Here is a 25,291-nt window from a genome sequence, read left to right on the forward strand (position 1 = left end):
CCCCATTCCCCTCCTCTCGTCCCCGGATTAATCAAAATCGGCGGGTATAGTAGCATAAGACACTTAGTCATCGTTCCTGTCCATGACTCATCCCCAGCATCCTCTCCCTGCATCCAACGGCGATCGTCCGGTTCGCCCGCCCGCCAAGCGCTCCCGTTTGTTTTCAGGCATCCACACCCGCGTTAGCCTGTGGCGAGGGAAAAAACAGTTTCGCGGCATTAATCTTAAGGGCGCAGATTTGACCCGGATTGACTTCGTTGGAACCGTGCTGCTGTGGGCTAATTTTGTTTGGGCAATTTTGCTCTGGACCATGCTGAGAGAGGCAGGGGCGATCGGCATCATTTTGATCTGGGCAAATCTGCTGTGGACTATTTTAGTTTGGATTAACCTGCGAGAATTAAGCCTGCGCCAGAGTGAAGAGGGGGGAAACAGCCTGAAAAACCCCGTCCTGATTGGCATTATTCTAATCTGGGCCACGCTGATTTGGTCGATGTTGCTTGCCTCTGGCTCCAGTTCCGGGCGAGGGGCACTCGTGCTGTGGGCGAATCCCAATATGGCTTTTATTCTTTGGGCAATTTTCGGTAGGGTTGACCTGAGTGATGCTGATTTACAAGAAGCCAATTTAAGCCGAGCCAACTTAAGCCGGGTCGATTTTCGAGATGCCAACCTGAGTTACTCGAATTTGCGCGGTGCGAATTTGCGAGAGTGCATTATGCGGGGAGCGAACTTAAGTTACGCCGATCTGACTGGGGCAGACTTGAGTGATGCGGCTCTCAGTCAAGCCGTGCTGCGGGGGGCTATCCTCAGCGGTGTAGATTTGAGCAGTGCCGACCTGACGGATGCCGATCTACGAGAAGCAGTTCTGGATCATGCCAATCTCAGTGCTGCAAATTTAAGCTGGTCAAAATTGGGCAAAGCAAATCTCAGTTCCTCAAACCTTTGCTGGGCTAACTTGAGCAAAGCCAAGCTGATGAGTGCAAACTTGAGTGATGCCGATTTGAGCGGAGCCGACTTCCGGGAAGCTTTGCTAAATGGTGCGGATGTGAGCCGTGTGGATCTGAGCGTGGTGTTAATTCGAGGAGCCAGGTTTGGTCACAACGTTGGGTTGAAGGTGGGTGAAAAATTTAACCTGAAGGCGCGAGGGGCAATTTTAGATGAATCTCCACTTTTAGGGATCGAAAATCTGGAGACGAAGTAAAATTCAGTATCAAACTGTTTGAGGACGAAAGATTTGATCCCCAGTCAGGTGGAAAATTTCACCCAGAGAAAGGTTCCGATGAGAGATTTAGCAACGGTATCTGCCGCCTCGGAAGCGTTTGTGCCAACCATGCGGGAGTTGGTGCGAGCGTACCAGGCCTTTGATTCTTACACCGAGCGTCATATTCGACAGCTTGGATTGACTCCCCCGCAGTTTGATGTGATTGCCACCCTCGGCAACACGCCTGGACTGAGTATGGGGGAACTGGCGGAGAAAACCCTGGTCACTAAGGGAACGCTGACTGGAATTATCGATCGCCTGGAAGCCAAGCATCTGGTGCGACGGGAAGTTCCAGAGGGCAATCGCCGCAGTTTTACAGTGCTCCTCACCCCGGAGGGAGAAGCCGTTTTTCGGGAGGTGTTTCCCATCCACATCGCCCACCTAAAAAAACGGTTTGATCACCTCCAGCCCGATGAGCTAGAAAACCTGCGGGAATTGCTACAAAAACTCCGCAAAGCCTTTGATTAATTTGCTTCAGCTTCAGTTTGCTTACGATAGCTCAACAACCAGTTCACGATCGTAGCCCGACGAGTCTTTCGCGGCACTAACTCATTCACCTGATAACCGGCAAACCCCAACTCTTCCTTCAATAATTGCTTGTGCGCCTTGGGAATCGATCGCGTTAATTTCACCGTTGCCGGACGGCTATCAATAAAATCGGGTGGTTTCGGATACGCATCTCGCCACTCATCCGCAACCGCTCCATTCTCCCATTCCTGCGTTGCCTCGTTGTACTGATACCCCAAACCCTGCCAGACCAGTTGATTCGCAGTGCGATCGTCCAGTTCATCGTTCAGGATAGCCCAGAGGGTTTCGTTGGTCAGGGGAGGAAGGTGCATGGGTTAGGGAGTGAGGAGTGAGGAGTGAGGAGTAGGTAGCGCAGGCATCTTGCCTGCCAGTCCAGCCAGGACTACAAACCCCGATCGAAAGCCAGTCCAACCAGAACTACGAACCCCGATCGAAGGCCAGAGATACCTGATTACCGCCAATATCTCGCATCGTTTGCAGTAGGGCATTGACCTCGCTGTAGTTGAGCGATCGATCGGCTTTCAGGAGAATTCGACCTTCGGGATTTTCAGATAGAAAGGACTGCATTTGCCGGGTCAGTTGCTCCAGGCTAACCACCTGATTGTCCAACAAAATGTCACCCTGATCACTCAGACCCACAATGAATGGCTCTGCTTCTACCATCGCAGAGTCGGACTCGTTGCTCGCCTCCGGCAACCTGACATTGGCAAGCTGCTGCCCGCGCAGGGTCATGGAAATGATGATGAAAAAGGTCAATACCGTCATCAACACATCCATCATCGGCACCAGATTCACTTCGGGTAAATCAGAGCCTCGTGGTCGATTCTTAAAGCGCATGGAGATCCAACATCTACTTGAGTGTAAGTTCTGCTAGTCGATCGCCAGAGACACCTGTTCTCCCCCGATCGCAGACATCTGACTGAGGAGTTGCAGGACTCGATCGTAGGGCACATCTAGCTCCGGTTGCAGGGCGATCGTACCCTCTGGATTGGCTGCCAGATAAAGCTGCATTTGCTCTTCCAGTTGGGTGTCGGCAATGGGCTGCTGGTTGAGCAAAATTCCCTGGGTGGTCAGGTTGACGATCAGCGGCTCAGGTATGTCTGGAGGCGGACTAGGAGCGGTATCTGGATTGCCAGGTAGCTCAACCTGCACCCCTTCCTGCGCCGTGAGCAGCATGGTAATCATGACGAAGAAGGCCAGAATGCCCATCATCACGTTGAGCATGGGAGTTAGATTGACTTCGGGAATGGAAGCCGCTTGCCGTTGGTGCTTAAACCGCATGGGTTAGATTGGGTGCATTCGCTAGAGGTTATCCGTAGAGGTTATCCGTAGGGGGTTGCCACTTGGGAGGGGCGATCGGGTTCCTCTAGTAGGGGTTCATACCAGGTTTGCCGATAGATCAGCTCCAGTTCTGTGCCAACCTCAGAGAAGTAATCAACCTGCCGAGCCTGAAGCGTGACCAGGACACGGAAAATCAGGAGTGCCATGATGGCGACAATCATTCCAGCAGCAGTGGTAATCAGGGCTTCCCCGATCCCAGAGGCGGCCTGAGTGGCTTGCTCGGTGGTGCCCCCTCCACCAATGTTTAAACTGCTAAAGGTGACAATCAACCCCGTTACCGTGCCCAGTAATCCCAGGAGCGGTGAAACGGCCACCGTAGTTTCCAGCAGCTTGTCTCCCTTCCGCATTTGCACAAACTCTCGATCGCCCGCCGCTTCCATGGCCAGGCGAAAGGTTTCAGGGGTGGGCTGTCTGAGCCGCAGGGGAGCCAGCAAAAATCGACCGATGGGTAATGTTTGAGCCTGTTCCGCAATCCCTCTGGCTTCATCCAGGTTATGGTGAGCGGCCGCCAGAACATCGTGTACAATCCGGTCTTCCTGGCTGAGAAGCTGATACCAGAACCAGGATCGTTCCAGGGCACAGGCGATCGTGGCAACAGAGAAGCCCAGAATCGGAATCATAACTGGGCCACCTCGGACGACTAAATCAAGCAAGTTAGACATCGTTAAATCAGGACTCCCAGTTCATCAGCAGGATTAATAGGGATTAAACCTCCAGCCTGCCAAAAGCGATCGTTCCAAAAGCGATCGTTTTCAGGCAGGGGTAAAGCTCAACCAAAAGCTCAATAGAATACAACCAACAGAATATAGGATCTCGTCGGTTCACTGGAAGTGTGCTGGAGACAAACCCACCTGATTTTTGTAAGGGCGCACTGCTGTGCACCCCTAACGGGTATGTTAGTTTGCCGCATCCCCCTTAACGAATGGTTTAACGAATTGGTTCATGTACCGTTACCAACTTCGTTCCATCCGGAAAAGTCGCTTCAACCTGAACTTCGTGAATCATCTCAGGAATGCCTTCCATGACCTGATCGCGGGTTAACAGCGTTGTCCCGTAGGTCATCAACTCTGCAACGGATCGGCCTTCTCTTGCCCCTTCCAAAATGGCTGCTGAAATGTAGGCAACCGCCTCTGGATAATTTAGCTTCAGACCCTTTTCTTTACGCCGTTCAGCCAAAAGAGCAGCCGTAAAAATCAGCAGCTTATCTTTCTCTTGCGGGGATAGTTGCATAGTGTTTTGTTTAACTGGGGTGCTAGGATTCGAACCTAGGAATGGCGGGACCAAAACCCGCTGCCTTACCGCTTGGCGACACCCCATCGCATCAGCCTTAATATCTTAGCAGTTGAAATACGATTAGTGTCAAGATTTTTTTCGAGATTCTGCCAAATTTTTTTGGCGATCGATAAAACCGTGTCGGCAAGGGCAATCGAGGGAAATGATCGGGCGATCCAGGCTCGTTCAAACAGGGGTTCTGGAAGCCAGGGCTTATCCTTCTTCAGAACGGACTCGATCGGTGGCGGTCAATCGTTCCAGGGTGGAGGACTTCGCCAACTTTTCTAATGCAAAGAGCGCAGGAGACTCCCCACGCTCTAGTCGTCAAACATCATCGTTCTGGTGTGCTCAGAATTGGGCTCATTGGGGCAGGAGGAGGGTGATCAGAGCCAGCAGAGTGCCGATCAGGTAAAAGCGGGAAACAACCTGCGTTTCTGACCATCCCACCAGCTCAAAGTGATGGTGCAGTGGAGCCATTTTAAACAGACGCTTGCCAATGCCTCGATCGTCTTTTGTTGCCTTGTAATAGCCAACCTGAGCCAAGACTGAAAGCGATTCTGCCAGGAAAATGCCGCTTAGAATCAACAGTCCAAACAGGGAGTGACTGAGAATGGCTACTGCTGCCAGGGCTGCTCCCAGGGACAGAGAACCCGTGTCGCCCATGAAAACTCGGGCTGGATTGTGGTTGTGGGCTAAAAATCCCAGACACCCACCTGCCATGCAGGTTGAGAAGATTGCCAGTTCAGGAGAAGTCGGCACAATCAGGGCTGCCAGTCCCAGAAGGGCGATCGCCCCTGTTCCTGCGGCCAGTCCATCCAGTCCATCAGTCAGGTTCGTAGCGTTGCTTTCTGCCACTACTGCAAAGCCTGCCAACACCCAAAACAATCCTCCCAGGGGCAAAGCGAGTCCGAGGGGGAGAGCCAGGGTGGTCAGATCAGCCGATTGGGTGGAAGCCAGCCAGAAGCAGAACATTGAAGCAAAGGCAATCTGAAGCCCCAACTTCATTCGAGGAGAAATTCCTTTATTGGATTTTTTACGCAAAATTTGCCAATCATCCAGCCAGCCGATCGCACCGTAGGCCAGGGTCAGGGCAGATACCGCCAAAACGCTGGGCGCAAACCCAGACCAGACGATCGCCAGCACCACTGCTGTGGGCACAAAGAAGATCCCCCCCATCGTTGGCGTTCCCGCCTTCTTATAGTGGGCTTGGGGCCCTTCCTGACGAATCACCTGCCCGGCCTTCAACGCGCGCAGCATGGGGACAACCCAGTACCCTAGACCGGCAGTTGCCAGAAAAGAGACAACGAACGGTAGGGTCAGACTGACTCCCGATAGGAGCGATCGTCCAGCGAACCAGTCCAGAATCAGTGCCGCTATGCTCAGACCTGTACCCAGGGCGATAAATAACTGATTTCCTGTAAGCCCTAACTGCTTATCAGGGATTAACTTTGCATCCACAACTTACATCACTCCACACCACAATTTTGCCAAGGAACATTCTTCCCAAGATTTTGTTCTCTAGAAACGCGCTCCTCAGAACATCTAGTTCGTCAAATAGCGACATTTCTTCACACCTCAACACTTCCACACTATAGAGAAGATCAATCGTCTAAATCAAGGGAATCATCATCGTCATCGTCTATATCAAACGAATTGTCATCGCCTGACATCAGTTCAGTGATCTCCTGATCATCATCGGTTGAAAGCTCTAATTCACTGACCTCACGGGATAAGAGCCGACCGGTACCCTCTAACCAATCCAGGATCGATGCATCTTGCTGCATTGGAATGACGGAAGCATGCTGCTTGCGAGGTTGTTGATGTAGCGCAGGATTACGCATATGTTCAACTGATCTACTTTCTTATAGTTTGGGTTTACATTTACTACGATGCGAAAACGCTCTAGCCTACTTAGAGTCAACCTTTGGGCAATACCACCAGTCAACTAACACTGGATAGTAGTAGCCTGAAAATGAGTAGATGTCAAGAGTTCTTTAGATCTTGCGAATCTTCCTAACTGTCGCCAAGTGTATTGGCAAATTCTAGTCATGAACCTCAAGATCTATTACAAGATGTTGACTCTCAAATATTAGTTTAGGGCGGAGGTGAGCAAAAATGCTGGGTAAATCCACATTATTAGAAATGATTCAGGGAAAAAATCGAGGAATTCTCACTGATGACTCGCAACGACAGGCCATTGCAGCGGCGATCGCGCAATTGGAAGATCGCAACCCAACCCCGCGTCCCCTAGAAGCCCCTGGAAAGTTAAATGGCAATTGGCGACTGCTTTACACGACTAGCCAGGAATTACTACAGATCGATCGCTTCCCATTCCTGAAACTGGGGCAAATTTATCAGTACGTTCAGGTGGAGAAGAGCAAAATTTACAATGTGGCGGAGGTTTCCGGGATTCCCTACCTGGAGGGCATTGTCAGTGTGGCAGCCCAGTTTGAACCCGTTTCCGAGCGTCGGGTCAAGGTGATTTTCCAGCGGGGTATTGTCGGACTCCAGCGGTTGATTAATTACCGTTCCGTCAGCCACTTCATCCAGGAAATTGAGGCAGGGCAGAAATTTAAGGCGATCGACTTTAATATTACGAACCGGGAGCAGAAGGGCTGGCTGGATATCACCTATCTGGATGATGACCTGCGGATTGGGCGGGGGAATGAGGGGAATCTCTTTGTGTTGACAAAGGCGGAGTAGGGAGATTTTGGATTTGCGATCGATTTTTCTACAGTGAGGGTGGGGGGATCGATCTGTTGCTTCACGTTACCGTATTCAAACTATACTGTGGCTGTCAGATCGAGCAGCGTCGACAAGAGATTGTATTTGATGCACAGCAGGCGATCGAAACATTTCGCTTAGGACAAACTCAGTCCCTAGTCCGTTGATGAGATCATCACAGAACTGTATCAGTTCAGCGGTCTTGATGAGCGGCTGCATAGATTCTGAGAGCTGCATTGATTCGGTCTTGATAAGCTTCTCCCTGAGCTTTAAACCATTCCAAGACCTCTGCATCAACCTTCAAGGTGACAGAGACTTGATGCTGAGAGGATTTTGGTATTCTTAGCTGTGCGGTGGCAAAGAAAGAGTCATCCAATGGCGGAATATCAGAGGTATCGATGTCCTCATCCGTCATGGCATCAACCCTTTCCCAATCGGTTTCGGAGAAATTGTTCGTATTGGCGGTGCTCATGTTTTAATGCCTTTCGCAGAGAAATAACTCGGATTGTGTTTTCATCAGGTTCAGTGAAGACTACTGTAACAACTCGATCGCGCAGTACACCGATTCCAACCCAACGGTCTTCTCCATAGTCCTCTCGATCGTCTAAATTAATCACCATCGGAAATTCAAAGATTTCCCAGGCATCTACGAAACTGAAGCCATGCTTGCGAATGTTAAGCTGGTTCTTCCTTTCATCCCACTCAAAGCGCATTGGGTATTCTACTGGTTAGTCTAGATCAACGTGCCCAGAATGAGAGGGCGATCGATCGTCTTTCGCTATAGGCGATCGGTTCTTCTGCAGTGAAGGTGAGGCGATCGACTTTCACCCAGATGCCCCATCACCCATCACCCATCACCCATTACCCACTCCCCGGTTATCTCGGTAGACAAACGGTAGACAAAACGCCTGATTTAGTCCATCCTGTCAGGCAAGATGCCTGCGCTACGAAAATTATTTTCCATTCACCTCTCCCATGCTTCATCTTTCTCAAGGACAGCTCAACCTGCTGCAAACCTGTCCCCGTAAATTTCAGCATATTTATATTGAGCAACTGGGATTTCCGATCGCCCCTGACCACCAGGATCGGCTCAACTGGGGGCAACAGTTTCACCTGTTAATGCAGCAGCGGGAATTGGGACTGCCGATCGATCGCATTTCAGCCCCCCTGCATCAAACCGTAGAGTCCTTCGTTCAGGCGGCCCCAGAGGTATTTCACACCCCTCCAGACACACGCCAGAGTGAACATCGTCGTTCCCTGGAGTTTCAGGGCTACCTGCTCACCGTGATTTATGATCTGCTGGTCATGGACGATCGCCAGGCACAAATTCTGGACTGGAAAACCTACCCTCGCCCGCAGCAGTCAAGCTGGCTGAAACAAAACTGGCAAACGCGGCTGTATCCCTTCGTCCTGGCGGAAACCAGTGAGTACGACCCTGACCAAATTTCCATGACCTACTGGTTCATTCAAAACCAAGCTGCTCCAGGCATCCCTGAGCCAAACCAATCCGATCGCCCCTGCCAACCTGAATCCATCACCTATTCCTACAGTCACCAGCAGCACCAGCAAACTCACCAGGAGCTAACCCGCCTGCTCACCCAGCTCACCCATTGGCTCGATCGCTACCAGCAGGGAGAACCCTTCCCCCAGGCTCCCACCTCCAGCCCCCACTGTGACACCTGCACCTTCACCATTCGCTGCCAACGCACGAGTTGGATTCCTCCCCAACGCCTTCCCGACTTCACCACGATCGAAGAAGTCCGCTTTGGATGAAATAGGGGTATAGCGAATCCTCCTATTGGGGGGATGGACTCAGGTTGTACAACTCTCACGAAGACTTGGCGCGCCCTACTCCGTTGTTCCTTCCCCAAACCATAGGAGCTTGATCGCCATCACTGTAAACCCGATCGCTGCGATCGTTTTCACCCAATGGGTGGGCAATACCTGAGACACACCCTCACCCAAAATTACCCCCAGGAAGCTGGCCAGTAACAGAGCGGCTGAAGTTCCCAGAAAAATCGCCCGTAAAGATTTGCCACTGCCACTCAGGGCGATCGTTGCCAACTGACTTTTATCGCCCAACTCTGACAGAAATACCGTTGCAAAACTCAATCCCACCAAATGCCAATCCATTGTGTCCTTACCTTTTTCCTTTAAGCCTGCACGACATCCCAAACCAGCATGAGCGATACAACCAACAGCAGCACCGCCGTCGCAACTTCCAACGTTCGTGGAGAGACTCGCTTCGACAACCAGTGCCCCATCAAAACCCCCAGCAGGCTTGTAGCGACCAATGCCATTCCTGCCCCAGCGAACACCAGCCAGGGTGAATCAGACTCCGCACTCATGAGCAGTGTTGTTACCTGAGTTTTATCGCCCAACTCTGCGAGAAAGATGGTGACAAATGTAGAAAGGAAAATCCGAACTTCTCCAGTTAAGTTGACGGATTCAGTTGCATCAGCCTGGAATGGTGTATCCTCAGCAGGCGGGTTTTCAAGCTGCGCCTGGACGCACAACACCTCAGAGGGCGAATTGAATTGAGAGACAGTTTCAGGGGAAGGGCTGGGATTGTCAGCTGGATCGTGTGCCAACGGCAGGGGAGATGGGAAAGTGACAGAGGATGGTTTCACAGAGGTCAATTTACAGATGGTGATTTCACATTCTTTTCATTTTCTCTGACTTTTTTCTGAAACGCAAGTCATTTGGATCAGCTTAAACCAGATCATGAATGATTCTGGCTCAAAATCTGCTCCAGCCAGCAGCCATTCTTCAATGTCTCGTTTTGAATGAGAAAAGTTCAGAGGGGCAGGATTTGTCCAAAATGCAAAAGGGTGAATCAAATCAGCAATGAGATACTCCTCTGGTATAGTTGCTTATCTACAATTCGGTAGATTAGGATAAACTTTGAAATTCCTGTTTTTTAAGGAATTTTGATTAAAACCTGAAGAAAAAGGACTAAGAGCAATGTCTTTTCATATAAAAGCACTAGCAGGTACCGCCTTAATCGCCGCTCTGGGTCTAGGATTTGCTCAATCTGCCCCTGCATCTACCTTGCCTCAAACAGGTGATTCGCTGATCAGCCAAACGCCTGTGGAAGGGGAAACACCCGTGCAAGCCCCAGCAGAGGGTGTAACCCGTGTTCCCGCTAGAGTAATAAGAGTATTTGGTAATGACTATGCTCAGGTTGAACTCCTTTCCACAGGAGAGTCCCGCCCGATCGAATTTCGGTATTTAGGAGATACTCGTCGCATTATTCCCGGCACCTATCTCATCATTGATTACGAAGCCAATGAAGTGGTGGGCACTGAAATTGTCACTGAAGATGAAGCAAATCAGCTATTGGTCGAGCTAGAAACGACTCAAACCGCTGAAACGCAGGTAGAGCAGCAACAGGTCGAACAGCAACCCGCTCCGACCGCACCCCCTGCCACGCAACCTGCACCCACTGCACCCCCTGCCACTCAGCAGCAACCTGCACCCACCCAACCCGTTCCGGCTTTGTGGTAAGTCACCCTTTCATCCAATTCCTGTAAATGAATCATTTCCTCCCTGTTGCTTCGGCAATGGGGATTTTTATGGCAGGGTATTGAATCTACGCAGAGCCAAACCGATAGCCCTTACCGTAGACACTGTGGATCAGGGTGGGTTCCCCCTTCGCCTCCACCTTACGCCGCAACAGCCGGACATGCGCTGCCAAAACATTACTGCCGGGTTTTTCACCCTCCCCCCAAACCTGCTGATGAATTTGGTCATGGGTCAAAAGTTGATTGGGATGGCGCATAAAGTAGGCGAGCAACTGAGTTTCTTTCTCCGATAGCTCGATCGCCCGGTTTTGTCGATAGGCAACTTGATTGTCCATATCCAGTGCTAGATCAGCAACTTGCAAACGTTGGGAAGGGGTAGATTCCAGCGTAGGCGGACGACGCAGCAAAGCCCGGACTCGGGCCAATAGTTCTCGCAGCTCAAAGGGTTTGACGAGGTAATCATCGGCTCCGGCATCCAACCCATCGACCCGATCGTCTAAGGTATCCTTTGCAGTCAAAAATAAAACAGGGGTTTGATCACCCCGCGATCGAAGCTGCTGGCAGATTTCTAACCCAGTTTTATGCGGCAACATCCAGTCTAAAATCAACAAATCATAGGTCTGCTCGATCGCCAACCGACTCCCCTCATCCCCACTGTGGGCCACATCAACCCGGTAGCCTTCGCGGTTCAAAATTCGGCTCAGGGGTTCTGTGAGTTCCCGTTCGTCATCTACCAGCAAAATATTCATGACCTGCGTTGCGATCGGTTTCAGTGGGTCGAGCTTCAGTGGGTCGAGCTTCAGTGCATTTATAACCATCACTTCTATTACCTTCAGTTGTAAAGCATTATGGAGTCCGATCGGCTAAATCCAGGATAGAATTTACCGCTGACAGCCTTCTTAATTCACCTGCATTCTCTGGAACCTATCCCTGCGAACTTTTGCGGAACATTTCGTTTGGTTCGATCGTGAAACAAATAGAGTTTTTGGAAATCTACTGTAGGGGCGCACTGCTGTGCGCCCCTACCTGACACTGCGTGCCCCTACGGTTCTTTGGTTGTTACGGTTCTTTGATTGTTGACTTCCCCTGTATTGATCTACCATTGCCACTTCACACGATCGAAGGTCATTGTGATATGCGTTATCTCAAGCACCCCTCTGCTATCGTTTTTGCCCTGTATGCTATTGCCGCTACAGGAACTTTGCTGTCCGTCCAACCGGCCCTGGCTCGGATGAATCGGGTAGAGGCGTTAGAGCAAATGGATGCCTCAGAGCCGGATGCTTTAGATCTGGATGCTTTAGAGCCTGTGGACTTTCTGGAGCCGATCGAGCCGATCGAGTCGCCCGATGCGCCAGTTCGATCGATCGACCAGATTCAGCAAATGATTGATTCTGCGGAGCAGACCGAACCAACCGATCCGGATCGGCATCAGGATGAGCTAACGCAAGATCAAGATCCATCCCCGCAGCAACAAATAACTGCCTGGAATCAAAACCTGCACAATCGCGCCAGAACAGAGCTAACAGAGGAGTTTTATACCCTTTATCGGCTGGTCGATCGGCTGTCTCGCGCCAATCAGTTGGATGGGTCTTCCTGGCAGGTGAATCTGGTCAATGGGGAGATTCAACCTGGCTCCAGACAGCGGGCAAACCGGATCATGATTGACAGTGCCCTATTTGACCAATTGCAGGGCGATGTTCATGCTCTGGCTTGCATTGTGGGGCGCGAAATGGCACATACGGTACAAAACCATACGTTCATCACAGCCGCAGAACGCGATCGGGTGCTATCCGAATTGCAAGACGAAGTGGTGGCTGAGGTGGAGCAGGAATGGGGAGTAGAGACGCAATCCGATCGCCGAAATTCCCTGGGTGGAACGGTGTTGAGGGGCGTGGGACGGTTGTTTGGCGGTATTGGCACGGTCGTCACCAGCGTAGCGGATTCCCTGATCGACAATCATCGTTCTGATCAAGCCGCCGAACGGGATGCAGAACGGCAGCAGGCAATGGCAGAACGGTATCAGGCAAGGAGGGACGAAGTAGAACAGCAATGGGCAGAACTCGCCCAGCAGCAAACCTTGACTGCCGATCGCTATGGCTATGAATACACGATCGCAGCAGGTTTTGACCCCCAGGGCTGTATTCGCGCCATTCAGATCATGTCCTCAGAACCTCCCATCACTGCGGCAAATGGTAATTCCGATGTCGCCGATCGCCTGGCCGCCCTTCAACCCCTGACCGAACCAACAGGAACAATGGAAAACCCAGGGGCAAGCCAACCTGGAAACCAGTGCCCAGTCCCTAACCTACGAAAGCTTTGGCTCTAATCAGCTTCGGGTTCACTCCCGCTTGCAGCAGCAGGGAATCGATCAGATTTTGGAAAATTAGGCACAAAACGACTGGCCCTGAGAAAAAGGTTCCCCTTCCCCTCCATCCCCTGCCCGATCATGTTGAAGAAAACCTAACTTCTGGATCAATTGACCATCAAAAAAAGTATGGTTTGGAAAGATAGAAAACAGTTTAGGTTAGCTTTACGACAAGATCTATGACAGAAGCGACGATCGAATCGATCCTGCATGAAAATCGCTCTTTCCCTCCACCGGCTGAGTTTTCGCAGCAGGCCCAGATTAAGAGTCTGGAGGAGTATGAGCAGCTTTACGAAAAAGCGAAAGCAGATCCAGAGGCATTTTGGGCAGAATTAGCGGAAAAGGAATTGGATTGGTTCCAGAAGTGGGATACGGTGCTGGATTGGCAGCCCCCCTTTGCGAAATGGTTTGTCAACGGCAAAATCAACATTTCCTATAACTGCCTCGATCGCCATCTCACCACCTGGCGACGCAACAAGGCAGCACTGATCTGGGAAGGGGAACCCGGCGATTCCTGTACCCTCACCTATGCCCAACTGCATCGGGAAGTTTGCCAGTTTGCCAATGTGCTGAAGCAACTCGGGGTAAAAAAAGGCGATCGGGTGGGAATTTATATGCCGATGATTCCCGAAGCGGCGATTGCGATGCTGGCCTGCGCTCGGATTGGGGCCCCCACTCAGTGGTATTCGGTGGCTTTAGTGCAGAAGCCCTGCGCGATCGCCTGGTGGATGCGGAAGCGAAGCTGGTGGTTACAGCGGATGGCGGCTGGCGCAAAGATACGATCGTCCCCCTCAAAGAACAGGTCGATCGGGCCCTGGAAAATAACAGTGTTCCCTCGGTTGAGAATGTGCTGGTGGTGGCCAGAACCAGGCAGAACATTCCTATGGAACCGGGGCGCGATCACTGGTGGCACGACATCCGGCAGGGTGTTTCAGCGGATTGTCCAGCCGAGCCGATGGACAGCGAAGATATGCTGTTTGTGCTGTATACTTCCGGCAGTACGGGCAAGCCGAAAGGGGTGGTGCATACCACAGGCGGCTACAACCTCTATACCCATGTCACTACCAAGTGGATCTTTGACCTGCGGGACACCGATGTGTACTGGTGTACGGCGGATGTAGGTTGGATTACTGGCCACAGCTACATCGTCTACGGGCCGCTATCCAACGGGGCCACAACGGTGATGTACGAAGGGGCACCCCGGGCATCCAACCCTGGCTGTTTCTGGGATGTGATTGAAAAGTATGGGGTTACGGTGTTCTACACGGCTCCCACAGCCATTCGGGCCTTTATCCGCATGGGTGAGCATTTACCCAAAGCCAGAAATCTCTCTTCCCTGCGCCTGCTGGGAACGGTGGGTGAACCCATCAACCCCGAAGCCTGGATTTGGTATCACCGCATTATTGGCGGAGAACGCTGTCCGATCGTCGATACCTGGTGGCAAACGGAGACGGGCGGCATCATGATTACACCCCTTCCCGGAGCCATTCCCACTAAGCCTGGATCAGCGACTCGCCCCTTCCCCGGTATCCTGGCGGAGATTGTTGACCTGGAGGGGAATGCTGTCAGTTCTAGTGAGGGCGGATACCTGGCGGTGCGTCACCCCTGGCCCGGCATGATGCGGACGGTCTATGGGGATCCCGATCGCTTCCGCCGCACCTACTGGGAACATATTCCGCCTAAGGATGGGCAGTACCTTTACTTTGCGGGCGACGGGGCCCGCCGGGATGAAGACGGTTATTTCTGGGTGATGGGTCGGGTGGATGATGTGATTAACGTTGCTGGACATCGCCTGGGCACGATGGAGATTGAGTCAGCCCTGGTCTCCCATCCCGCCGTAGCAGAAGCCGCCGTAGTGGGCAAACCCGATGAGGTGAAGGGCAATGAGATTGTGGCATTTATCACCCTTGATAGTGCCTTTTCTCCCAGCGATGAACTGACTAAGGAGCTGAAGCAGCACGTCGTGCAAGAGATTGGCGCGATCGCCCGTCCAGGAGAAATCCGGTTCAGCGATGCCCTACCCAAAACGCGATCGGGCAAAATCATGCGGCGACTGTTACGTTCCCTGGCAGCGGGTCAGGAAGTTTCAGGGGATACCTCTACCCTGGAAGATCGATCGGTGCTGGATAAACTCCGCAGTGGCTCATAACTCTAACGCTTGTAACCTCAACGCTTGCAGGTACTCTCTTGTGGGGTGGGCAGCGTTTCGACTGAGCTTTCGACGGCTCGAGTGAGCCTCGTCGAACCCCTGAGCTCAAGCCGAAGGGCTCAAGCCGAAGTCTTGCCCGCCCAGTCCAACCCGCCCCACCCTCCATTAGTTTTTGAGATAGCGTAGATATAGGGAAAGCTTAAAATCTGGAAGGATGTGATATGGCTATTGAGCGCAGAATGTCCAGAAATATGTTTCAACCGGGTGAAGTGGTTGAATTGCGGCAGATGTGTTTTACCCCTGGACGGCTATTTGAACCCGGAAAGTATTTGGTTGGAGACTTACCCGATCTGGCTTTTGAAATGGGCTTAGTCGATCGCCTGCCCCCCGTACGCGGGAAGAGTGCTGAACTGGACTCCAATCAGGAAAACCCAGAAGCTTGAACTCCTGCATCACGCTTCACAGGCAAAGATGGCGCATGGATGTAAGTGAATCTAAGGGACGCAAATTAAATAACTCCGATTTTTTCTGTACGGGCGCACTGCTGTGCGCCCCTTCTGGAGATTAAATTTTCGATTTTATTTAATCCGCGTTCCTAAGTGAAAAAGATCTATGCATCATGGATTAAATACCTGTCTCCCGTTCTGCTGCTTTGACTGGGCAGGCAAGACTTCGGCTTGAGCTCAGTCGAACGCTCACTCGAGCCGTCGAAAGCTCAGTCGAAACGCTGCCCACTCCACAAGAATTTCAGCTTATTAAATTTGTATTTCTAAGGGAACACAGATCCAAGGGCGATCGCCCCGCGCTCTCAATGATTACGGCAGGATAAAGATTCCACAGAACCGTTACTTCTGGTGGCAAAATGAAAAGTTGTTACTGACAGCAGTAGCTAACGCTACAAAATCTGCCTTCTGAGCGGTGATAGAAACAAGCAGGTTACTTAGAACCTACCCCAAAAACCCGTCAGGGGTTTTGGATTCCAAAAGCTCTAGTGAGTTTTTGGATAGGCACTTAGCTCTCAATTAGGCAAACAACTGAAATTTAGACTGATGGAGTGACGGAGTCAATGAGAAAAGTTGAAGCAATTATCCGCCCATTCAAGCTCGATGAAGTCAAAATTGCTCTCGTGAATGCGGGCATTGTGGGGATGACGGTTTCCGAAGTTCGGGGCTTTGGACGGCAGAAGGGGCAAACGGAACGTTACCGTGGCTCAGAGTACACCGTCGAGTTTTTGCAAAAGCTCAAGGTGGAAATCGTGGTTGAGGATGAGCAGCTCGATATGGTGGTTGAGAAAATTATTGCTGCGGCTCGCACGGGCGAAATTGGTGACGGAAAGATCTTCATTTCACCGGTTGAGCAGATCATCCGGATTCGGACAGGTGAGAAGAATCAGGAAGCGATCTGAGGACTGCGGGCCGTTCGCGCCGCGTAGGCATTAGGGGTATGCAGGGGCGCACTGCTGTGCGCCCTTACAGCAGGTTCGCTGACTCAGAGGATGATTGCGGGGAAAGCGATCGCAGTTTTGGGAGAAGTGCCTGGAACGCAACGCCTCGATGGCTGACGGTGTGCTTCAGTTCAGGAGGCATTTCGGCAAAGGTGAGTTGATGTTCTGGAACGTAAAAGATGGGATCATAACCAAACCCCTGATCGCCCTGGGGAGCCTGCAAAATTTCGCCCTGACAAACGCCTTCCGCCTCCAGAGCGATCGTGCCATCCGGACGGGCAAGGGCAACAGCACAAACGAATTGGGCGGATCGATCGCTGGCGGCTCCCAGTTCGGACAGTAAACGGGCAATGCGATCGGCATCCGAAGTGCCATATCGGGCCGAGTAAAGCCCAGGTGCGCCGTTAAGGGCATTCACTGCCAGCCCAGAATCATCAGCGATCGACCATTCACCCAGAGCCTGCGCCACTTGAGAGGCTTTTAAGCGAGCATTTTCCATGAAGGTTTGCCCAGTTTCTTCAATTTCCAATTCCGGCGGCTTCAGGCGTAATTGCCAATTGGGCTGATCGAGCAAATAGGACTGCATTTCTTTGAGCTTACCGGGATTGCTGGTGGCAACGATGAGTGGAGGCATGGGAGAGTACAGAGTGCTGTTCGTGGAGAGTGGACGGTGGGAGCATCCCACTTTCGTAGCCTGGTGAAGATGAACCCACCCCTTAAAGGTCAATGTTATTAGAAATTAGGTTTTTTGAAGAAACTTTCCTCAAGATACTTTGTATCTAATAAAACGAAATCTTCCTCTTGCTCAAATGATGCCATTAATGGAGCCGAACTAGAATCCTCTTTCACAAAATTTACTAATCTCTTAGGTCTTTTTCCTCTGAAATACAATTTTTCTTCTTTGAACACGATCACTTCTACGACATCATTGTCCATCTCGGCCACAATTGTGTCATATTCCTCAACACCAAATTTTCTCAAGCCAACGACTACCGAGTCATTATTGCTGCTAGAAGCATCAAGTAACTTGACGCTAGAAATTGGTAAGTTAGATGGAGAATCTTGCTTGCCCACATCGATCGCTTTTAATTTTGCGATCGCTCTAGCACAACCATTGGCGGTGCCACCTGTGCAAGTATAAGATGTTTTCCCATCACTTGTAGTGCATACTACTGTTGCCATAGTAATCCTCGTTTTGTAAGTTTTTCCAGGCAAAAAATGAAATTCTTTCTGCTTTGGCAGATAGGTTCTTTCAATAGTTAGATTATGGAAGATTCAGAACGGATCTGGCAGTACCCATACGGGTAGTCTGTTTTGGTAAAATTCAATATCCCGAGAAGATAGAGTACGTTAGAACACTTTTTGTACAGACATTATTAAGTTATCGTCTTACATTTTGTTTCAGCAAAACCTTGGATAGACTCGAACCCGCCACCTGAAATATTGCTTGTACCTTTTTTATCGTCCAGATGACAGCGACTGATCCCTCCCAGTTCTCCTTCAACAACCTATTGGCAGATTGGCTAGCGGATAGGATGACCACACCGCAGATTCAACCGATCCTGGAACAACGGTGGCTCTCCTATCCGTGGCGCACAGATGCCCAACCGATCGCCAACTCTCCCAAACCCATTGGCGCAGTAGCTCAGACAATTCAAGCCCAACTAGACCAATTTCGATCGCTGGCTCCGAAACTACATTCCTTCTGTCAGGACTCCCTGGGATGGCAAACATTCCCCCTGGACTTAATGTGGGATCTCTGGCTGCCCTTAGCGAATCGACTGGTAAGTTGGCAGCGGGCCGTTGGGCATCCCTTGATTCAGGGACTCATTGGAGGGCAAGGAACCGGAAAGACCACTCTGGCTCAAATCTTAAGCTACATTCTCGAACAGCAGGGTTTGCAGGTTTGCCGTCTGTCCATTGATGACCTGTACAAAACCTATGCCGATCGCCAGCAGCTTCAGCAAACCGATCCACGATTTCGGTGGCGTGGCCCACCCGGAACCCATGATGTCTCCCTGGGACTGACCGTACTGGAGCAACTCCGTCAGGGCAATGCCTCAGTTCCGATCGCTATCCCTCGATTCGATAAATCCTTACACCACGGGGCAGGCGATCGCATCGACCCAGAATGGATCACAGGTGCAGACATTGTGCTGTTTGAAGGCTGGTTTGTGGGAGTCCGACCCATTGATCCTATTGCCTTTGAAACCGCTCCTCCCCCCATTTGCTCTGAAGCCGATCGCGCCTTTGCCCGTGAGGTGAATACTCGCCTTCAGGCATACCTGCCCCTGTGGGAAAAGCTCGATCGGCTGATTTTGCTGTATCCCGTAGATTATCGCTTCAGTCAGCAGTGGCGACAGCAGGCAGAGCAGAACATGATTGCCTCTGGTAAATCGGGAATGTCGGACGCAGAAATTCGTGAATTTGTCGAGTATTTCTGGAAGTCGCTGCATCCAGAGTTATTCATTGCCCCAATGCGACATCAATCAAATCAGGTTGATTTAGTGATTGAAATCAATGCGGATCATGACCTCGATCGGATATATTGCCCAGCAGCCTGAGTTACTTCAATCCGTATTGCGTGTGATTACTGAGACAACTGGCTCAGGATGCTTATCTTCACTCGTTAACCTAAAAAGTTTTACTGAAACCCATTTCCTTCAAAAAAAAATTATTGGACATATCAGTAAAAACCCGTAATGTATTCATTTGATGTCTAAATTTAGACATAACTACTGACAGTTTTTAGCTCCATTGAGTCAACAATAGCTATGCCATCTGTGGAAAGCGGAGAAGCATAGTCTATGAGCTTGAATGATCAACTAAAAACAGCCAAACGGCTTCGTCCCTCGAATGGCGGAAGTAACGTTTATTCAGGAAAAGTGGGCGGTAAAGAGTCGAGTCAGTTTTACCAACTGCGAATTAATCGGGCAAGTAATGTCAACCTTGATCTAGCCAGGGTCAAGGCAAACACAAACCTTTCCTTGCTAAATGACAAGGGTAAGGTGTTAAACCGTTCAGTGCAAAATCGCCGATCGAATGCGGGAGTGAGTCAAGTTCTGCAAAAAGGAACTTACTACATTCGGGTGGGACGACAGCAGGGCAACACCCGCTATCAACTCAGACTCAGCGTTGCCAATATGCCGACCTCCTCTGGATTACCCCGTCAGGCAAATCTCAACTCCGTGACCAATCGCGTTCTTGCCCTGACCAATTTTCATCGACAGCAGGCCGGGCTTGCCCCTCTAAGAAACAACGCGATTCTTACAGCCGTTGCCCAGTCCCATACGGAAAATATGGTCGTCAGGGACTTCTATTCCCATCAAGCTCCCGATGGTTCTAGAAGTGCCGATCGCATTCGTCGAGCTGGCTATAACTATTCCCTCGCCGCTGAGAATATTGCAGCCGGGTACGATTCAGCCGATGCAGTTGTGCAGGGTTGGATGAACAGTCCCGGCCATCGCGCCAATATTATGAACCCCAACCTGCAAGAGATTGGGGTGGGTTTCTACTTCATTGCCAACGATCCGGGAACCGTGAACTACCGCTATTACTGGACGCAAAACTTTGGTACACCGGGTCGGTAGGGAGGGGCGCGCAGCAGTGGGCCTGACTCAAAGATTGGGATACTTTTTAGTGCAAATCCCTACGTGGGCAACGGCCCCGGTTCCTGCTGGAGAAACGACGGTAAATCGACTGCTGCCAACGATCGCCGCTTCTTCGCAGGACGAAGGGGATAGACGACTGGAGAGGGCCAGCTTGGATTGGAGCCGATCGGAGGAGTTGGAGCCGATTGCGGTTGAGGGGCGGATTGGGATGCAGCAGCGTGGGATGCAGCAATATCCGGTTCAACTGGCTGACGCGGTTGGGCAGTATGACCCGATCGCCCTGGAGCCGTTTTTGGAGTAAATGCACTAACGGAGCGGGATACCTGAGGGGACGGAGATAGAGGAGTGGGGAGGTGATCCGGGGAGGGTTTGCCTGAATCTGCCTCTGAATTGGTTGATTCGATTGGTGCAGTTTCCGCCTGAGCTGCCTCAAAGTTAATCGACTCGAAGGCAGACACATCTCCTGAAAGGCTGGCCTTGACAATATCTTCCGTAGAAACATCAATCAAGCGAGCCAGATCCTGCCACAGGGCATCCTCCGCTTCCGCCATGACTGAATTGAGCAGTTCCTCATCACTGGAATGGGAAACCGGGGAAGGCTCGGCAGGGAATTCATCCAGGGACTCAGAGTTCAACCCCTTTGCGATCGCATCAACCTGATCGCCCCTCGATTCAGTTGTTCCTGAGTCTGGTAGTCCCAACTCAGACATTAAGGATTGGGACTGGGTGAACACCTCAGCCTCCGATGGGCGATCGGACAACATCGCCTGAGCCAGCATATCCGCCAGGGGTTGAACGGCTGCATCCAGCTTTTGTCTCAGTTGTTCATCGGGAATTTCCGTCGAGGCAGGCTGACTGGCAAGAGACTGGCCGGCAGGAGACTGGCCGGCAGGAGACTGATTCGCCGGACGAACCGCAGCGCCATCGATCGCCGCAGGATGAGCCGTCGATCGGGGAATGGGATTGCCAAATCCAGGCAGCTTAACGACAGAAGGACGAGGTTTCGCAGGGGGAGGGGCAGTGGCTTCAGGGCTGGGTTGGGGGCTGGATTGCGGTAAAGTTTCCAGGAATGCTTTGAATTCTTCCACCTGATTCACTTCATCGCCTGCGCTCACCTCATCACTTCCCTCATGACTGCCCTGATCCAGATCGCTCGCTGAGAGCTTCATCCAGGGTAGATGGGCCGAGGATTCCTCCTCAGGAACCGCCCAGGGTTGAATGCGTTGGGCTTTGGGCAGGAAAAAGTTTTCGCTGGCGTTAACGGCTGCCACGGCTGCGGATACCGATTCAAACGGTGGTGAGGACACCTCCAGGCTTTTCTCCAGGGCGGCCTTGAATTGCAGGGTGTAGCGTTGTTGCCGATGCAGTCGCGCCTGTAAATCTCGACAGCTATTTTCGTACTGGGTCAATACCTGAGACTGTTCGTTGTAGCGACGCTGCACCAGAGCTGCTTCCCGTTCCAGATGCGCCACTCGCTCCTGGCTAGCTTCCAATTCTCCGGTGAGGGTTTCCACCAAAATCTGCTGACGTTGGCTGGTTTGATGCACAAATTCAAGCTGCTTGTACAAATCCATGATCTGTTCTTGCGCCGCCGAGAGTTCCTGAACCGCCACCACTCCATCGGGACTAAATTGGGTAAAGGCGGGATGGTCTTGCGATCGCTGCACTTCGTTTTTCAGAGCATTCTGGCTCCGTTCTAAGGCTTCCTCCAACTGGGAGACGCGATCGAGCAAGATTGTATTGCACTGGTTCAACTCTTGAATCAGGCTAATTAAATCACTGAGATTGGTGGAGTCCGAAGTGGCAACCCAATCCTCTGCGCCAGGGTTCAGGGTGACGCTATCCGAAGAACTGACCGGGGAAGAGGGAACCGCCGCAACAGGGTTCGTACTCTCCGGGACGGGCAGGCGATCGGACGATGCTCCAGAAGCCCCGGATACCGAATCCAGCGCATGATTCCGAAGCATATCATCCAGGAAAACATCATCCAGAAGAACATCATCTGGGGGAACACTACCCTCATCACCAGGGCGGCCAACCGGCTCTGCTGCCGCTGCTGCCAAATCCTCCTGCCGCTCAAATTCATTCATGGCATGGATAAAGGGATTGGCATGAGACTCCGGCTGGGCAGGGAGGTTGTTTTCCTCGGAATTGGGTTGCTGGCGATTGGACGGGGCGTTTGCTTCACTCATAGCTCTAACTCGAAGGCGGTCGTGGATAGATAAGCGATTTCCGGTCAAAGGATTGAACTTGCTTGAATCGCACCTCTTACAATCACAGATTGAAACACAGATCAAATCACAGATAAATCCTGTGGAGGGTGCTGCAAGGGGGTGGCTAACGGATACATGATGGCACTAAGCAGTCTGACACTAAGCAGTCTTAATTTAGTCCCAGTTGGGTTCGCACATTAAACCCGAATTGGGCGAGTTCACGTCTGGCGAGACTTTTGGCAAGATGACATCTGGCGCGTACAGACTGGTAGAGTCATTCTGGCAGAGTCATTCTGGCAAGGTCGGCTTGCCCCCTGGTTAGAGCGATCGAGTTCAACTTTTGTGAGTCCGCTTTTTGACCCTGACGCTCGATCGCCATCCAACATTTTGTGGACGGTAGATGTTTCTCATCGAACTCTCATCAACACTTAACTTACTAGCACAGAAAATCAGTTTAGAGACAATTTTTAAGATAGTTAACTATTCAATGAATTCTGGCTCTGAGTCGGGATTTTGTAGCCGTTGTAACGCTTCCCATGATCAAGATTTTGTAGCCATGATGACGTTTCTTGATGAACAGCAACAACCGCTTGAGTAGTAAGCTTGATCGCCCAAATGGACGGTTGCCTGAGTCGCTCTACCCCTTAGCCACTGGCTCCAGAATTAACCAAAGCCTTCTCCAAAACCTCCCGATGAATCAAGGCGCGATCGACTATAGCAGAAATCTGATGAGACGAGAGAGAACTTCCGTTCGCATAGAGTTCCATCCAATCTCGACAAATCACAGCCGGGTCTGAGGGCATCTGATCGATCGCCCATCCTCTGAAGTCCAACTCTTGCATCAGTTGACGCACCTTGGGGTCATAGTTCATCGCAAAACAGCGACATTCTGCTGCTGCCGCCATAATTAATCCATGAAATCGCATCGCAATCACCATTTCTACACCGCGAAATACGCCCCTCAACTGCCGGGGCTGGGTTAAGGTCAGGATTTGGCTCACATCTGGTAGTGCCGCATGAAGGGTTTGGGCAATGGCGAGATCTTGAATGGGCTGGAATGGGATCAACAATACGAAGGTTTGTGTCGCTTTTTGAAAATCGATCAAGGCTTTTGTAAAGATATGTAGCCGTTCTGAGGTCAAGTACGGATGAGGCCGCAGCGCGATCGCAATTCGAGGGGCAGGGAGATCCCACAGTCCAGGAACGGGTTCAGGTTCCAATGCCCATACCGGGTCGGGAGCCAGGATGAAGGGAATTCCCCACTCCGCCACCAGGGAGGCGGATCCCCCATCGCGGACGCTCACGGCTGTACAGTGCTGCAAACTGGTTCGGGTGATCCAACGGGTTAAAGACCGATTGAGGGGCCCAATTCCCTGAGCCCAGGCGATCGTCCGTAATCCCATTTGCTGGGCCAACCGCATTACACCACCATAGTAGAGCGGACTCATGGGGCTGGTGACATCCTGCATCAAACTCCCACCCCCCCAGATGAATGCCTCAGACTGACGCAGGGCTTGTAATACCGCTGAAGCTGAAAATCGATCGCAGGCGGGCACGCCATAGCGCAACTGCGTTTCCTCCGGATTGCCCGACAGCACCAACGGCTTCACCTGAGCTGGCAGCATCTGAAGCAACGTCGCCAATAATGCCTCATCCCCACCATTTCCCTTCCCGTAATATCCGCACAATACAGCCCGCATTCTTCCCTCTGATAATCTATTGATTGATGGATTGGATTGTTTGACTCATCAACGTATAGCAGTCCAAAGCCCCCTTAGGGCAGATTTGGCTCGCTCAATCTCTCCGGTTTAGATCGCCCGTACCGAGATTGTCCTAAACTTTAACTTTCCATCTGTTGTCCTACCCGTTGTCATACCATTAGAACCGGCGTATATTACCGCTGCCCATTCCCATGCACGCATTGTCAATTCCTACCTGGATTATCCATGTCTCTAGCGTTATTGAGTGGATTGCTGCCATCTGGCTGATCTGGATCTATAGCGAAATCAGTCAAAATCGAGCCTGGCGGATGCTTTCCCTGGCAATGCTGCCGGCCCTGGTCAGTGCCATGTGCGCCTGTACCTGGCATTTCTTCGATAATCCCGCTAGCCTGGAATGGCTTGTGACTCTACAAGCTGCGATGACGTTAGTGGGAAATTTCGCTCTCTGCGCGGCGGGTTGGTGGATCTGGCGATCGGTGAAAGGGCTTCCCAAAGGAGCAACTGAAGGAGCAACCGAAGGAGCAACCGACTTCCTGAATGAAAAATCGATCGAGGCTTCAGACCAGGTTTAACGGGATCGTCCCATTCATGCAAATGATGCAAATTGATCAAGTTCCTCCCCATGTCTAAAGAAACCCTTTTCGCCCTCTCCCTGTTTCCCTACCTTGGCTTCCTCTGGTTCCTGACCCGCAGCCAGCAAACTCCGCGCCTGGCCCTGATTGGGTTTTACATGACCCTGGTATTTGTGGCAATTACAATTCCGGTGGGCATTTATGCTCAGGTTGCCTATGGAGAAGCCCTGGCAAATGTTGACTTTTTGCATGGTGGAGCCGAGTTTTTCTTGACCCTGGCCAATATTTTGGTGGTGTTGGGATTTCGGCAGGCAATTTTAGAGCGGCGATCGGCTGATTGACGTTTTCACCCAGAATCCGCCTTCAAACATTGAATATTTCTGAATATTTCAATTTAAGATTAAATATATAGGATGAACAGGAGGCAGTGCGTTTGACTTACTGCCAAAGTTTGCCGAATTCTAATTTTTTACAGCTTACAAAACTTAATTTTTTTAAAGCTAAATTTTTTAGCCCTTTCTCAAATCCGTTATTCTAAAGCTCGGCTTGCTAGATCCAGTGTCCTGCGC

Annotated in this window: 28 protein-coding genes, 1 tRNA gene and 1 pseudogene; 13 read left to right on the forward strand and 17 right to left on the reverse strand. The window is 51.3% G+C overall.

Translation table 11 applies throughout. From position 1 onward, the window contains the following. Window positions 1–82: 82 nt before the first annotated feature. A complete protein-coding gene (locus ACM1PF_RS23095; RefSeq protein WP_416667388.1) occupies window positions 83–1,198 on the forward strand; it encodes a pentapeptide repeat-containing protein in 1,116 nt (371 codons plus the stop codon). Window positions 1,199–1,276: 78 nt separating this feature from the next. After that, window positions 1,277–1,726, forward strand: coding sequence for a MarR family winged helix-turn-helix transcriptional regulator (locus tag ACM1PF_RS23100; protein WP_416667391.1), 450 nt, complete (start codon window positions 1,277–1,279; stop codon window positions 1,724–1,726). On the opposite strand, the gene ACM1PF_RS23105 is transcribed toward ACM1PF_RS23100, so the two are convergent. From ACM1PF_RS23105 to ACM1PF_RS23140, 8 genes are all read right to left on the reverse strand, one after another. Further along, window positions 1,723–2,097, reverse strand: coding sequence for a DUF1823 family protein (locus ACM1PF_RS23105; protein WP_416667394.1), 375 nt, complete (start codon window positions 2,095–2,097; stop codon window positions 1,723–1,725). The genes ACM1PF_RS23100 and ACM1PF_RS23105 overlap by 4 nt on opposite strands. A gap of 106 nt (window positions 2,098–2,203) precedes the next feature. Continuing rightward, the gene (locus tag ACM1PF_RS23110) at window positions 2,204–2,623 is read right to left on the reverse strand and encodes an ExbD/TolR family protein (protein ID WP_416667396.1); all 420 of its coding nucleotides are present in this window, start codon (window positions 2,621–2,623) and stop codon (window positions 2,204–2,206) included. A 33-nt stretch (window positions 2,624–2,656) separates the two neighbouring features. Then, window positions 2,657–3,067 carry an ExbD/TolR family protein gene (locus tag ACM1PF_RS23115; protein WP_416667399.1) on the reverse strand — a complete coding sequence of 137 codons (411 nt, stop codon included), beginning with the start codon at window positions 3,065–3,067 and terminating at the stop codon, window positions 2,657–2,659. Between the two features lie 41 nt (window positions 3,068–3,108). Continuing rightward, entirely contained in the window at window positions 3,109–3,789 is a 681-nt protein-coding gene (locus ACM1PF_RS23120) for a MotA/TolQ/ExbB proton channel family protein (RefSeq protein WP_416667401.1), read from the reverse strand. Between the two features lie 265 nt (window positions 3,790–4,054). Then, on the reverse strand, window positions 4,055–4,357 hold the full coding sequence (gene ureA, locus ACM1PF_RS23125; protein WP_416667404.1) for an urease subunit gamma: 303 nt from the start codon (window positions 4,355–4,357) through the stop codon (window positions 4,055–4,057). Between the two features lie 14 nt (window positions 4,358–4,371). Then, window positions 4,372–4,443, reverse strand: a tRNA-Gln gene (locus ACM1PF_RS23130). A 316-nt stretch (window positions 4,444–4,759) separates the two neighbouring features. After that, a complete protein-coding gene (gene mraY / locus ACM1PF_RS23135; protein ID WP_416667407.1) occupies window positions 4,760–5,857 on the reverse strand; it encodes a phospho-N-acetylmuramoyl-pentapeptide-transferase in 1,098 nt (365 codons plus the stop codon). A 143-nt stretch (window positions 5,858–6,000) separates the two neighbouring features. Further along, the gene (locus ACM1PF_RS23140) at window positions 6,001–6,240 is read right to left on the reverse strand and encodes a DUF3134 domain-containing protein (RefSeq protein WP_416667410.1); all 240 of its coding nucleotides are present in this window, start codon (window positions 6,238–6,240) and stop codon (window positions 6,001–6,003) included. Between the two features lie 274 nt (window positions 6,241–6,514). Here ACM1PF_RS23140 and ACM1PF_RS23145 point away from each other — a divergent pair, with 274 nt between their 5' ends. Beyond that, window positions 6,515–7,102 (forward strand): PAP/fibrillin family protein, encoded by a 588-nt coding sequence (locus ACM1PF_RS23145; RefSeq protein WP_416667413.1) that lies wholly within the window; start codon window positions 6,515–6,517, stop codon window positions 7,100–7,102. A gap of 214 nt (window positions 7,103–7,316) precedes the next feature. Here the strand turns inward: ACM1PF_RS23145 and ACM1PF_RS23150 are convergent, their stop codons facing one another. Beyond that, window positions 7,317–7,538 carry a BrnA antitoxin family protein gene (locus ACM1PF_RS23150; protein ID WP_416667415.1) on the reverse strand — a complete coding sequence of 74 codons (222 nt, stop codon included), beginning with the start codon at window positions 7,536–7,538 and terminating at the stop codon, window positions 7,317–7,319. 4 nt (window positions 7,539–7,542) lie between these two features. Continuing rightward, window positions 7,543–7,836 carry a BrnT family toxin gene (locus ACM1PF_RS23155; RefSeq protein ID WP_416667418.1) on the reverse strand — a complete coding sequence of 98 codons (294 nt, stop codon included), beginning with the start codon at window positions 7,834–7,836 and terminating at the stop codon, window positions 7,543–7,545. Window positions 7,837–8,098: 262 nt separating this feature from the next. Between ACM1PF_RS23155 and ACM1PF_RS23160 the strand changes: the two genes are divergently transcribed. Next, complete coding sequence (locus ACM1PF_RS23160) at window positions 8,099–8,896, forward strand: PD-(D/E)XK nuclease family protein (protein ID WP_416667421.1); 798 nt, start codon at window positions 8,099–8,101, stop codon at window positions 8,894–8,896. Window positions 8,897–8,971: 75 nt separating this feature from the next. Here ACM1PF_RS23160 and ACM1PF_RS23165 read toward each other — a convergent pair whose 3' ends face one another. Both ACM1PF_RS23165 and ACM1PF_RS23170 read right to left on the reverse strand, forming a co-directional pair. Continuing rightward, window positions 8,972–9,256 carry a TMEM165/GDT1 family protein gene (locus tag ACM1PF_RS23165; protein WP_416667424.1) on the reverse strand — a complete coding sequence of 95 codons (285 nt, stop codon included), beginning with the start codon at window positions 9,254–9,256 and terminating at the stop codon, window positions 8,972–8,974. Between the two features lie 20 nt (window positions 9,257–9,276). Further along, window positions 9,277–9,753: a TMEM165/GDT1 family protein gene (locus tag ACM1PF_RS23170; protein ID WP_416667427.1), complete on the reverse strand. Its 477-nt coding sequence runs from the start codon at window positions 9,751–9,753 to the stop codon at window positions 9,277–9,279. A 334-nt stretch (window positions 9,754–10,087) separates the two neighbouring features. Here ACM1PF_RS23170 and ACM1PF_RS23175 point away from each other — a divergent pair, with 334 nt between their 5' ends. After that, window positions 10,088–10,630: a hypothetical protein gene (locus tag ACM1PF_RS23175; RefSeq protein WP_416667430.1), complete on the forward strand. Its 543-nt coding sequence runs from the start codon at window positions 10,088–10,090 to the stop codon at window positions 10,628–10,630. Between the two features lie 85 nt (window positions 10,631–10,715). Here ACM1PF_RS23175 and rppA read toward each other — a convergent pair whose 3' ends face one another. Beyond that, a complete protein-coding gene (rppA, locus tag ACM1PF_RS23180) occupies window positions 10,716–11,396 on the reverse strand; it encodes a two-component system response regulator RppA (RefSeq protein ID WP_416676767.1) in 681 nt (226 codons plus the stop codon). Between the two features lie 386 nt (window positions 11,397–11,782). On the opposite strand from rppA, the gene ACM1PF_RS23185 reads away from it, so the two are divergent. The 4 genes and pseudogenes from ACM1PF_RS23185 (at window position 11,783) to ACM1PF_RS23200 (ending at window position 16,566) form a co-directional block, all read left to right on the forward strand. Then, the gene (locus ACM1PF_RS23185) at window positions 11,783–12,973 is read left to right on the forward strand and encodes a hypothetical protein (protein WP_416667433.1); all 1,191 of its coding nucleotides are present in this window, start codon (window positions 11,783–11,785) and stop codon (window positions 12,971–12,973) included. A 218-nt stretch (window positions 12,974–13,191) separates the two neighbouring features. Beyond that, window positions 13,192–15,161, forward strand: a pseudogene (gene acs, locus ACM1PF_RS23190) (acetate--CoA ligase). Between the two features lie 221 nt (window positions 15,162–15,382). Beyond that, a complete protein-coding gene (locus tag ACM1PF_RS23195; protein WP_416667435.1) occupies window positions 15,383–15,604 on the forward strand; it encodes a hypothetical protein in 222 nt (73 codons plus the stop codon). Between the two features lie 623 nt (window positions 15,605–16,227). Continuing rightward, window positions 16,228–16,566, forward strand: coding sequence for a P-II family nitrogen regulator (locus tag ACM1PF_RS23200; protein WP_416667438.1), 339 nt, complete (start codon window positions 16,228–16,230; stop codon window positions 16,564–16,566). 64 nt (window positions 16,567–16,630) lie between these two features. On the opposite strand, the gene rdgB is transcribed toward ACM1PF_RS23200, so the two are convergent. Together rdgB and ACM1PF_RS23210 are read right to left on the reverse strand one after the other, a co-directional pair. Then, window positions 16,631–17,239, reverse strand: coding sequence for an RdgB/HAM1 family non-canonical purine NTP pyrophosphatase (gene rdgB, locus ACM1PF_RS23205; RefSeq protein WP_416667441.1), 609 nt, complete (start codon window positions 17,237–17,239; stop codon window positions 16,631–16,633). 98 nt (window positions 17,240–17,337) lie between these two features. After that, window positions 17,338–17,787 carry a hypothetical protein gene (locus ACM1PF_RS23210; RefSeq protein WP_416667444.1) on the reverse strand — a complete coding sequence of 150 codons (450 nt, stop codon included), beginning with the start codon at window positions 17,785–17,787 and terminating at the stop codon, window positions 17,338–17,340. Between the two features lie 287 nt (window positions 17,788–18,074). Between ACM1PF_RS23210 and ACM1PF_RS23215 the strand changes: the two genes are divergently transcribed. Then, on the forward strand, window positions 18,075–19,169 hold the full coding sequence (locus ACM1PF_RS23215) for a glycerate kinase (RefSeq protein ID WP_416667446.1): 1,095 nt from the start codon (window positions 18,075–18,077) through the stop codon (window positions 19,167–19,169). Between the two features lie 243 nt (window positions 19,170–19,412). After that, on the forward strand, window positions 19,413–20,195 hold the full coding sequence (locus ACM1PF_RS23220) for a CAP domain-containing protein (protein WP_416667450.1): 783 nt from the start codon (window positions 19,413–19,415) through the stop codon (window positions 20,193–20,195). A 59-nt stretch (window positions 20,196–20,254) separates the two neighbouring features. Here the strand turns inward: ACM1PF_RS23220 and ACM1PF_RS23225 are convergent, their stop codons facing one another. Together ACM1PF_RS23225 and csaB are read right to left on the reverse strand one after the other, a co-directional pair. After that, a complete protein-coding gene (locus tag ACM1PF_RS23225) occupies window positions 20,255–22,408 on the reverse strand; it encodes a hypothetical protein (RefSeq protein ID WP_416667453.1) in 2,154 nt (717 codons plus the stop codon). 665 nt (window positions 22,409–23,073) lie between these two features. Next, window positions 23,074–24,129, reverse strand: a complete 1,056-nt coding sequence (gene csaB, locus ACM1PF_RS23230; protein WP_416667455.1) for a polysaccharide pyruvyl transferase CsaB — start codon at window positions 24,127–24,129, stop codon at window positions 23,074–23,076. A gap of 212 nt (window positions 24,130–24,341) precedes the next feature. On the opposite strand from csaB, the gene ACM1PF_RS23235 reads away from it, so the two are divergent. Next, entirely contained in the window at window positions 24,342–24,722 is a 381-nt protein-coding gene (locus tag ACM1PF_RS23235) for a DUF2499 domain-containing protein (protein WP_416667461.1), read from the forward strand. A 50-nt stretch (window positions 24,723–24,772) separates the two neighbouring features. Continuing rightward, on the forward strand, window positions 24,773–25,063 hold the full coding sequence (locus tag ACM1PF_RS23240; RefSeq protein WP_416667463.1) for a DUF3593 domain-containing protein: 291 nt from the start codon (window positions 24,773–24,775) through the stop codon (window positions 25,061–25,063). Window positions 25,064–25,291: the final 228 nt, after the last annotated feature.

Origin of the sequence: Egbenema bharatensis FJBBOT/2019, from assembly GCF_048077055.1 — a bacterium.
Lineage (GTDB): Bacteria > Cyanobacteriota > Cyanobacteriia > Elainellales > Elainellaceae > Egbenema > Egbenema bharatensis.

Excerpts from the sequence above, each read along its gene's own strand:
- rppA (WP_416676767.1), bottom strand. The coding sequence starts at position 11,396 with ATGAATATTTTGCTGGTAGATGACGAACGGGAACTCACAGAACCCCTG.
- ACM1PF_RS23240 (WP_416667463.1), top strand. The coding sequence starts at position 24,773 with ATGTCTAAAGAAACCCTTTTCGCCCTCTCCCTGTTTCCCTACCTTGGC.
- ACM1PF_RS23160 (WP_416667421.1), top strand. The coding sequence starts at position 8,099 with ATGCTTCATCTTTCTCAAGGACAGCTCAACCTGCTGCAAACCTGTCCC.
- ACM1PF_RS23225 (WP_416667453.1), bottom strand. The coding sequence starts at position 22,408 with ATGAGTGAAGCAAACGCCCCGTCCAATCGCCAGCAACCCAATTCCGAG.
- ACM1PF_RS23215 (WP_416667446.1), top strand. The coding sequence starts at position 18,075 with ATGACAGCGACTGATCCCTCCCAGTTCTCCTTCAACAACCTATTGGCA.
- ACM1PF_RS23115 (WP_416667399.1), bottom strand. The coding sequence starts at position 3,067 with ATGCGGTTTAAGCACCAACGGCAAGCGGCTTCCATTCCCGAAGTCAAT.
- ACM1PF_RS23140 (WP_416667410.1), bottom strand. The coding sequence starts at position 6,240 with ATGCGTAATCCTGCGCTACATCAACAACCTCGCAAGCAGCATGCTTCC.
- ACM1PF_RS23235 (WP_416667461.1), top strand. The coding sequence starts at position 24,342 with ATGCACGCATTGTCAATTCCTACCTGGATTATCCATGTCTCTAGCGTT.
- ACM1PF_RS23165 (WP_416667424.1), bottom strand. The coding sequence starts at position 9,256 with ATGGATTGGCATTTGGTGGGATTGAGTTTTGCAACGGTATTTCTGTCA.
- rdgB (WP_416667441.1), bottom strand. The coding sequence starts at position 17,239 with ATGCCTCCACTCATCGTTGCCACCAGCAATCCCGGTAAGCTCAAAGAA.
- ACM1PF_RS23145 (WP_416667413.1), top strand. The coding sequence starts at position 6,515 with ATGCTGGGTAAATCCACATTATTAGAAATGATTCAGGGAAAAAATCGA.
- ACM1PF_RS23110 (WP_416667396.1), bottom strand. The coding sequence starts at position 2,623 with ATGCGCTTTAAGAATCGACCACGAGGCTCTGATTTACCCGAAGTGAAT.
- ACM1PF_RS23105 (WP_416667394.1), bottom strand. The coding sequence starts at position 2,097 with ATGCACCTTCCTCCCCTGACCAACGAAACCCTCTGGGCTATCCTGAAC.
- ACM1PF_RS23120 (WP_416667401.1), bottom strand. The coding sequence starts at position 3,789 with ATGTCTAACTTGCTTGATTTAGTCGTCCGAGGTGGCCCAGTTATGATT.
- ACM1PF_RS23175 (WP_416667430.1), top strand. The coding sequence starts at position 10,088 with ATGTCTTTTCATATAAAAGCACTAGCAGGTACCGCCTTAATCGCCGCT.
- ACM1PF_RS23185 (WP_416667433.1), top strand. The coding sequence starts at position 11,783 with ATGCGTTATCTCAAGCACCCCTCTGCTATCGTTTTTGCCCTGTATGCT.
- csaB (WP_416667455.1), bottom strand. The coding sequence starts at position 24,129 with ATGCGGGCTGTATTGTGCGGATATTACGGGAAGGGAAATGGTGGGGAT.
- ACM1PF_RS23195 (WP_416667435.1), top strand. The coding sequence starts at position 15,383 with ATGGCTATTGAGCGCAGAATGTCCAGAAATATGTTTCAACCGGGTGAA.
- ACM1PF_RS23150 (WP_416667415.1), bottom strand. The coding sequence starts at position 7,538 with ATGACGGATGAGGACATCGATACCTCTGATATTCCGCCATTGGATGAC.
- ACM1PF_RS23155 (WP_416667418.1), bottom strand. The coding sequence starts at position 7,836 with ATGCGCTTTGAGTGGGATGAAAGGAAGAACCAGCTTAACATTCGCAAG.
- ACM1PF_RS23220 (WP_416667450.1), top strand. The coding sequence starts at position 19,413 with ATGAGCTTGAATGATCAACTAAAAACAGCCAAACGGCTTCGTCCCTCG.
- ACM1PF_RS23200 (WP_416667438.1), top strand. The coding sequence starts at position 16,228 with ATGAGAAAAGTTGAAGCAATTATCCGCCCATTCAAGCTCGATGAAGTC.
- ACM1PF_RS23095 (WP_416667388.1), top strand. The coding sequence starts at position 83 with ATGACTCATCCCCAGCATCCTCTCCCTGCATCCAACGGCGATCGTCCG.
- ACM1PF_RS23100 (WP_416667391.1), top strand. The coding sequence starts at position 1,277 with ATGAGAGATTTAGCAACGGTATCTGCCGCCTCGGAAGCGTTTGTGCCA.
- ureA (WP_416667404.1), bottom strand. The coding sequence starts at position 4,357 with ATGCAACTATCCCCGCAAGAGAAAGATAAGCTGCTGATTTTTACGGCT.
- ACM1PF_RS23210 (WP_416667444.1), bottom strand. The coding sequence starts at position 17,787 with ATGGCAACAGTAGTATGCACTACAAGTGATGGGAAAACATCTTATACT.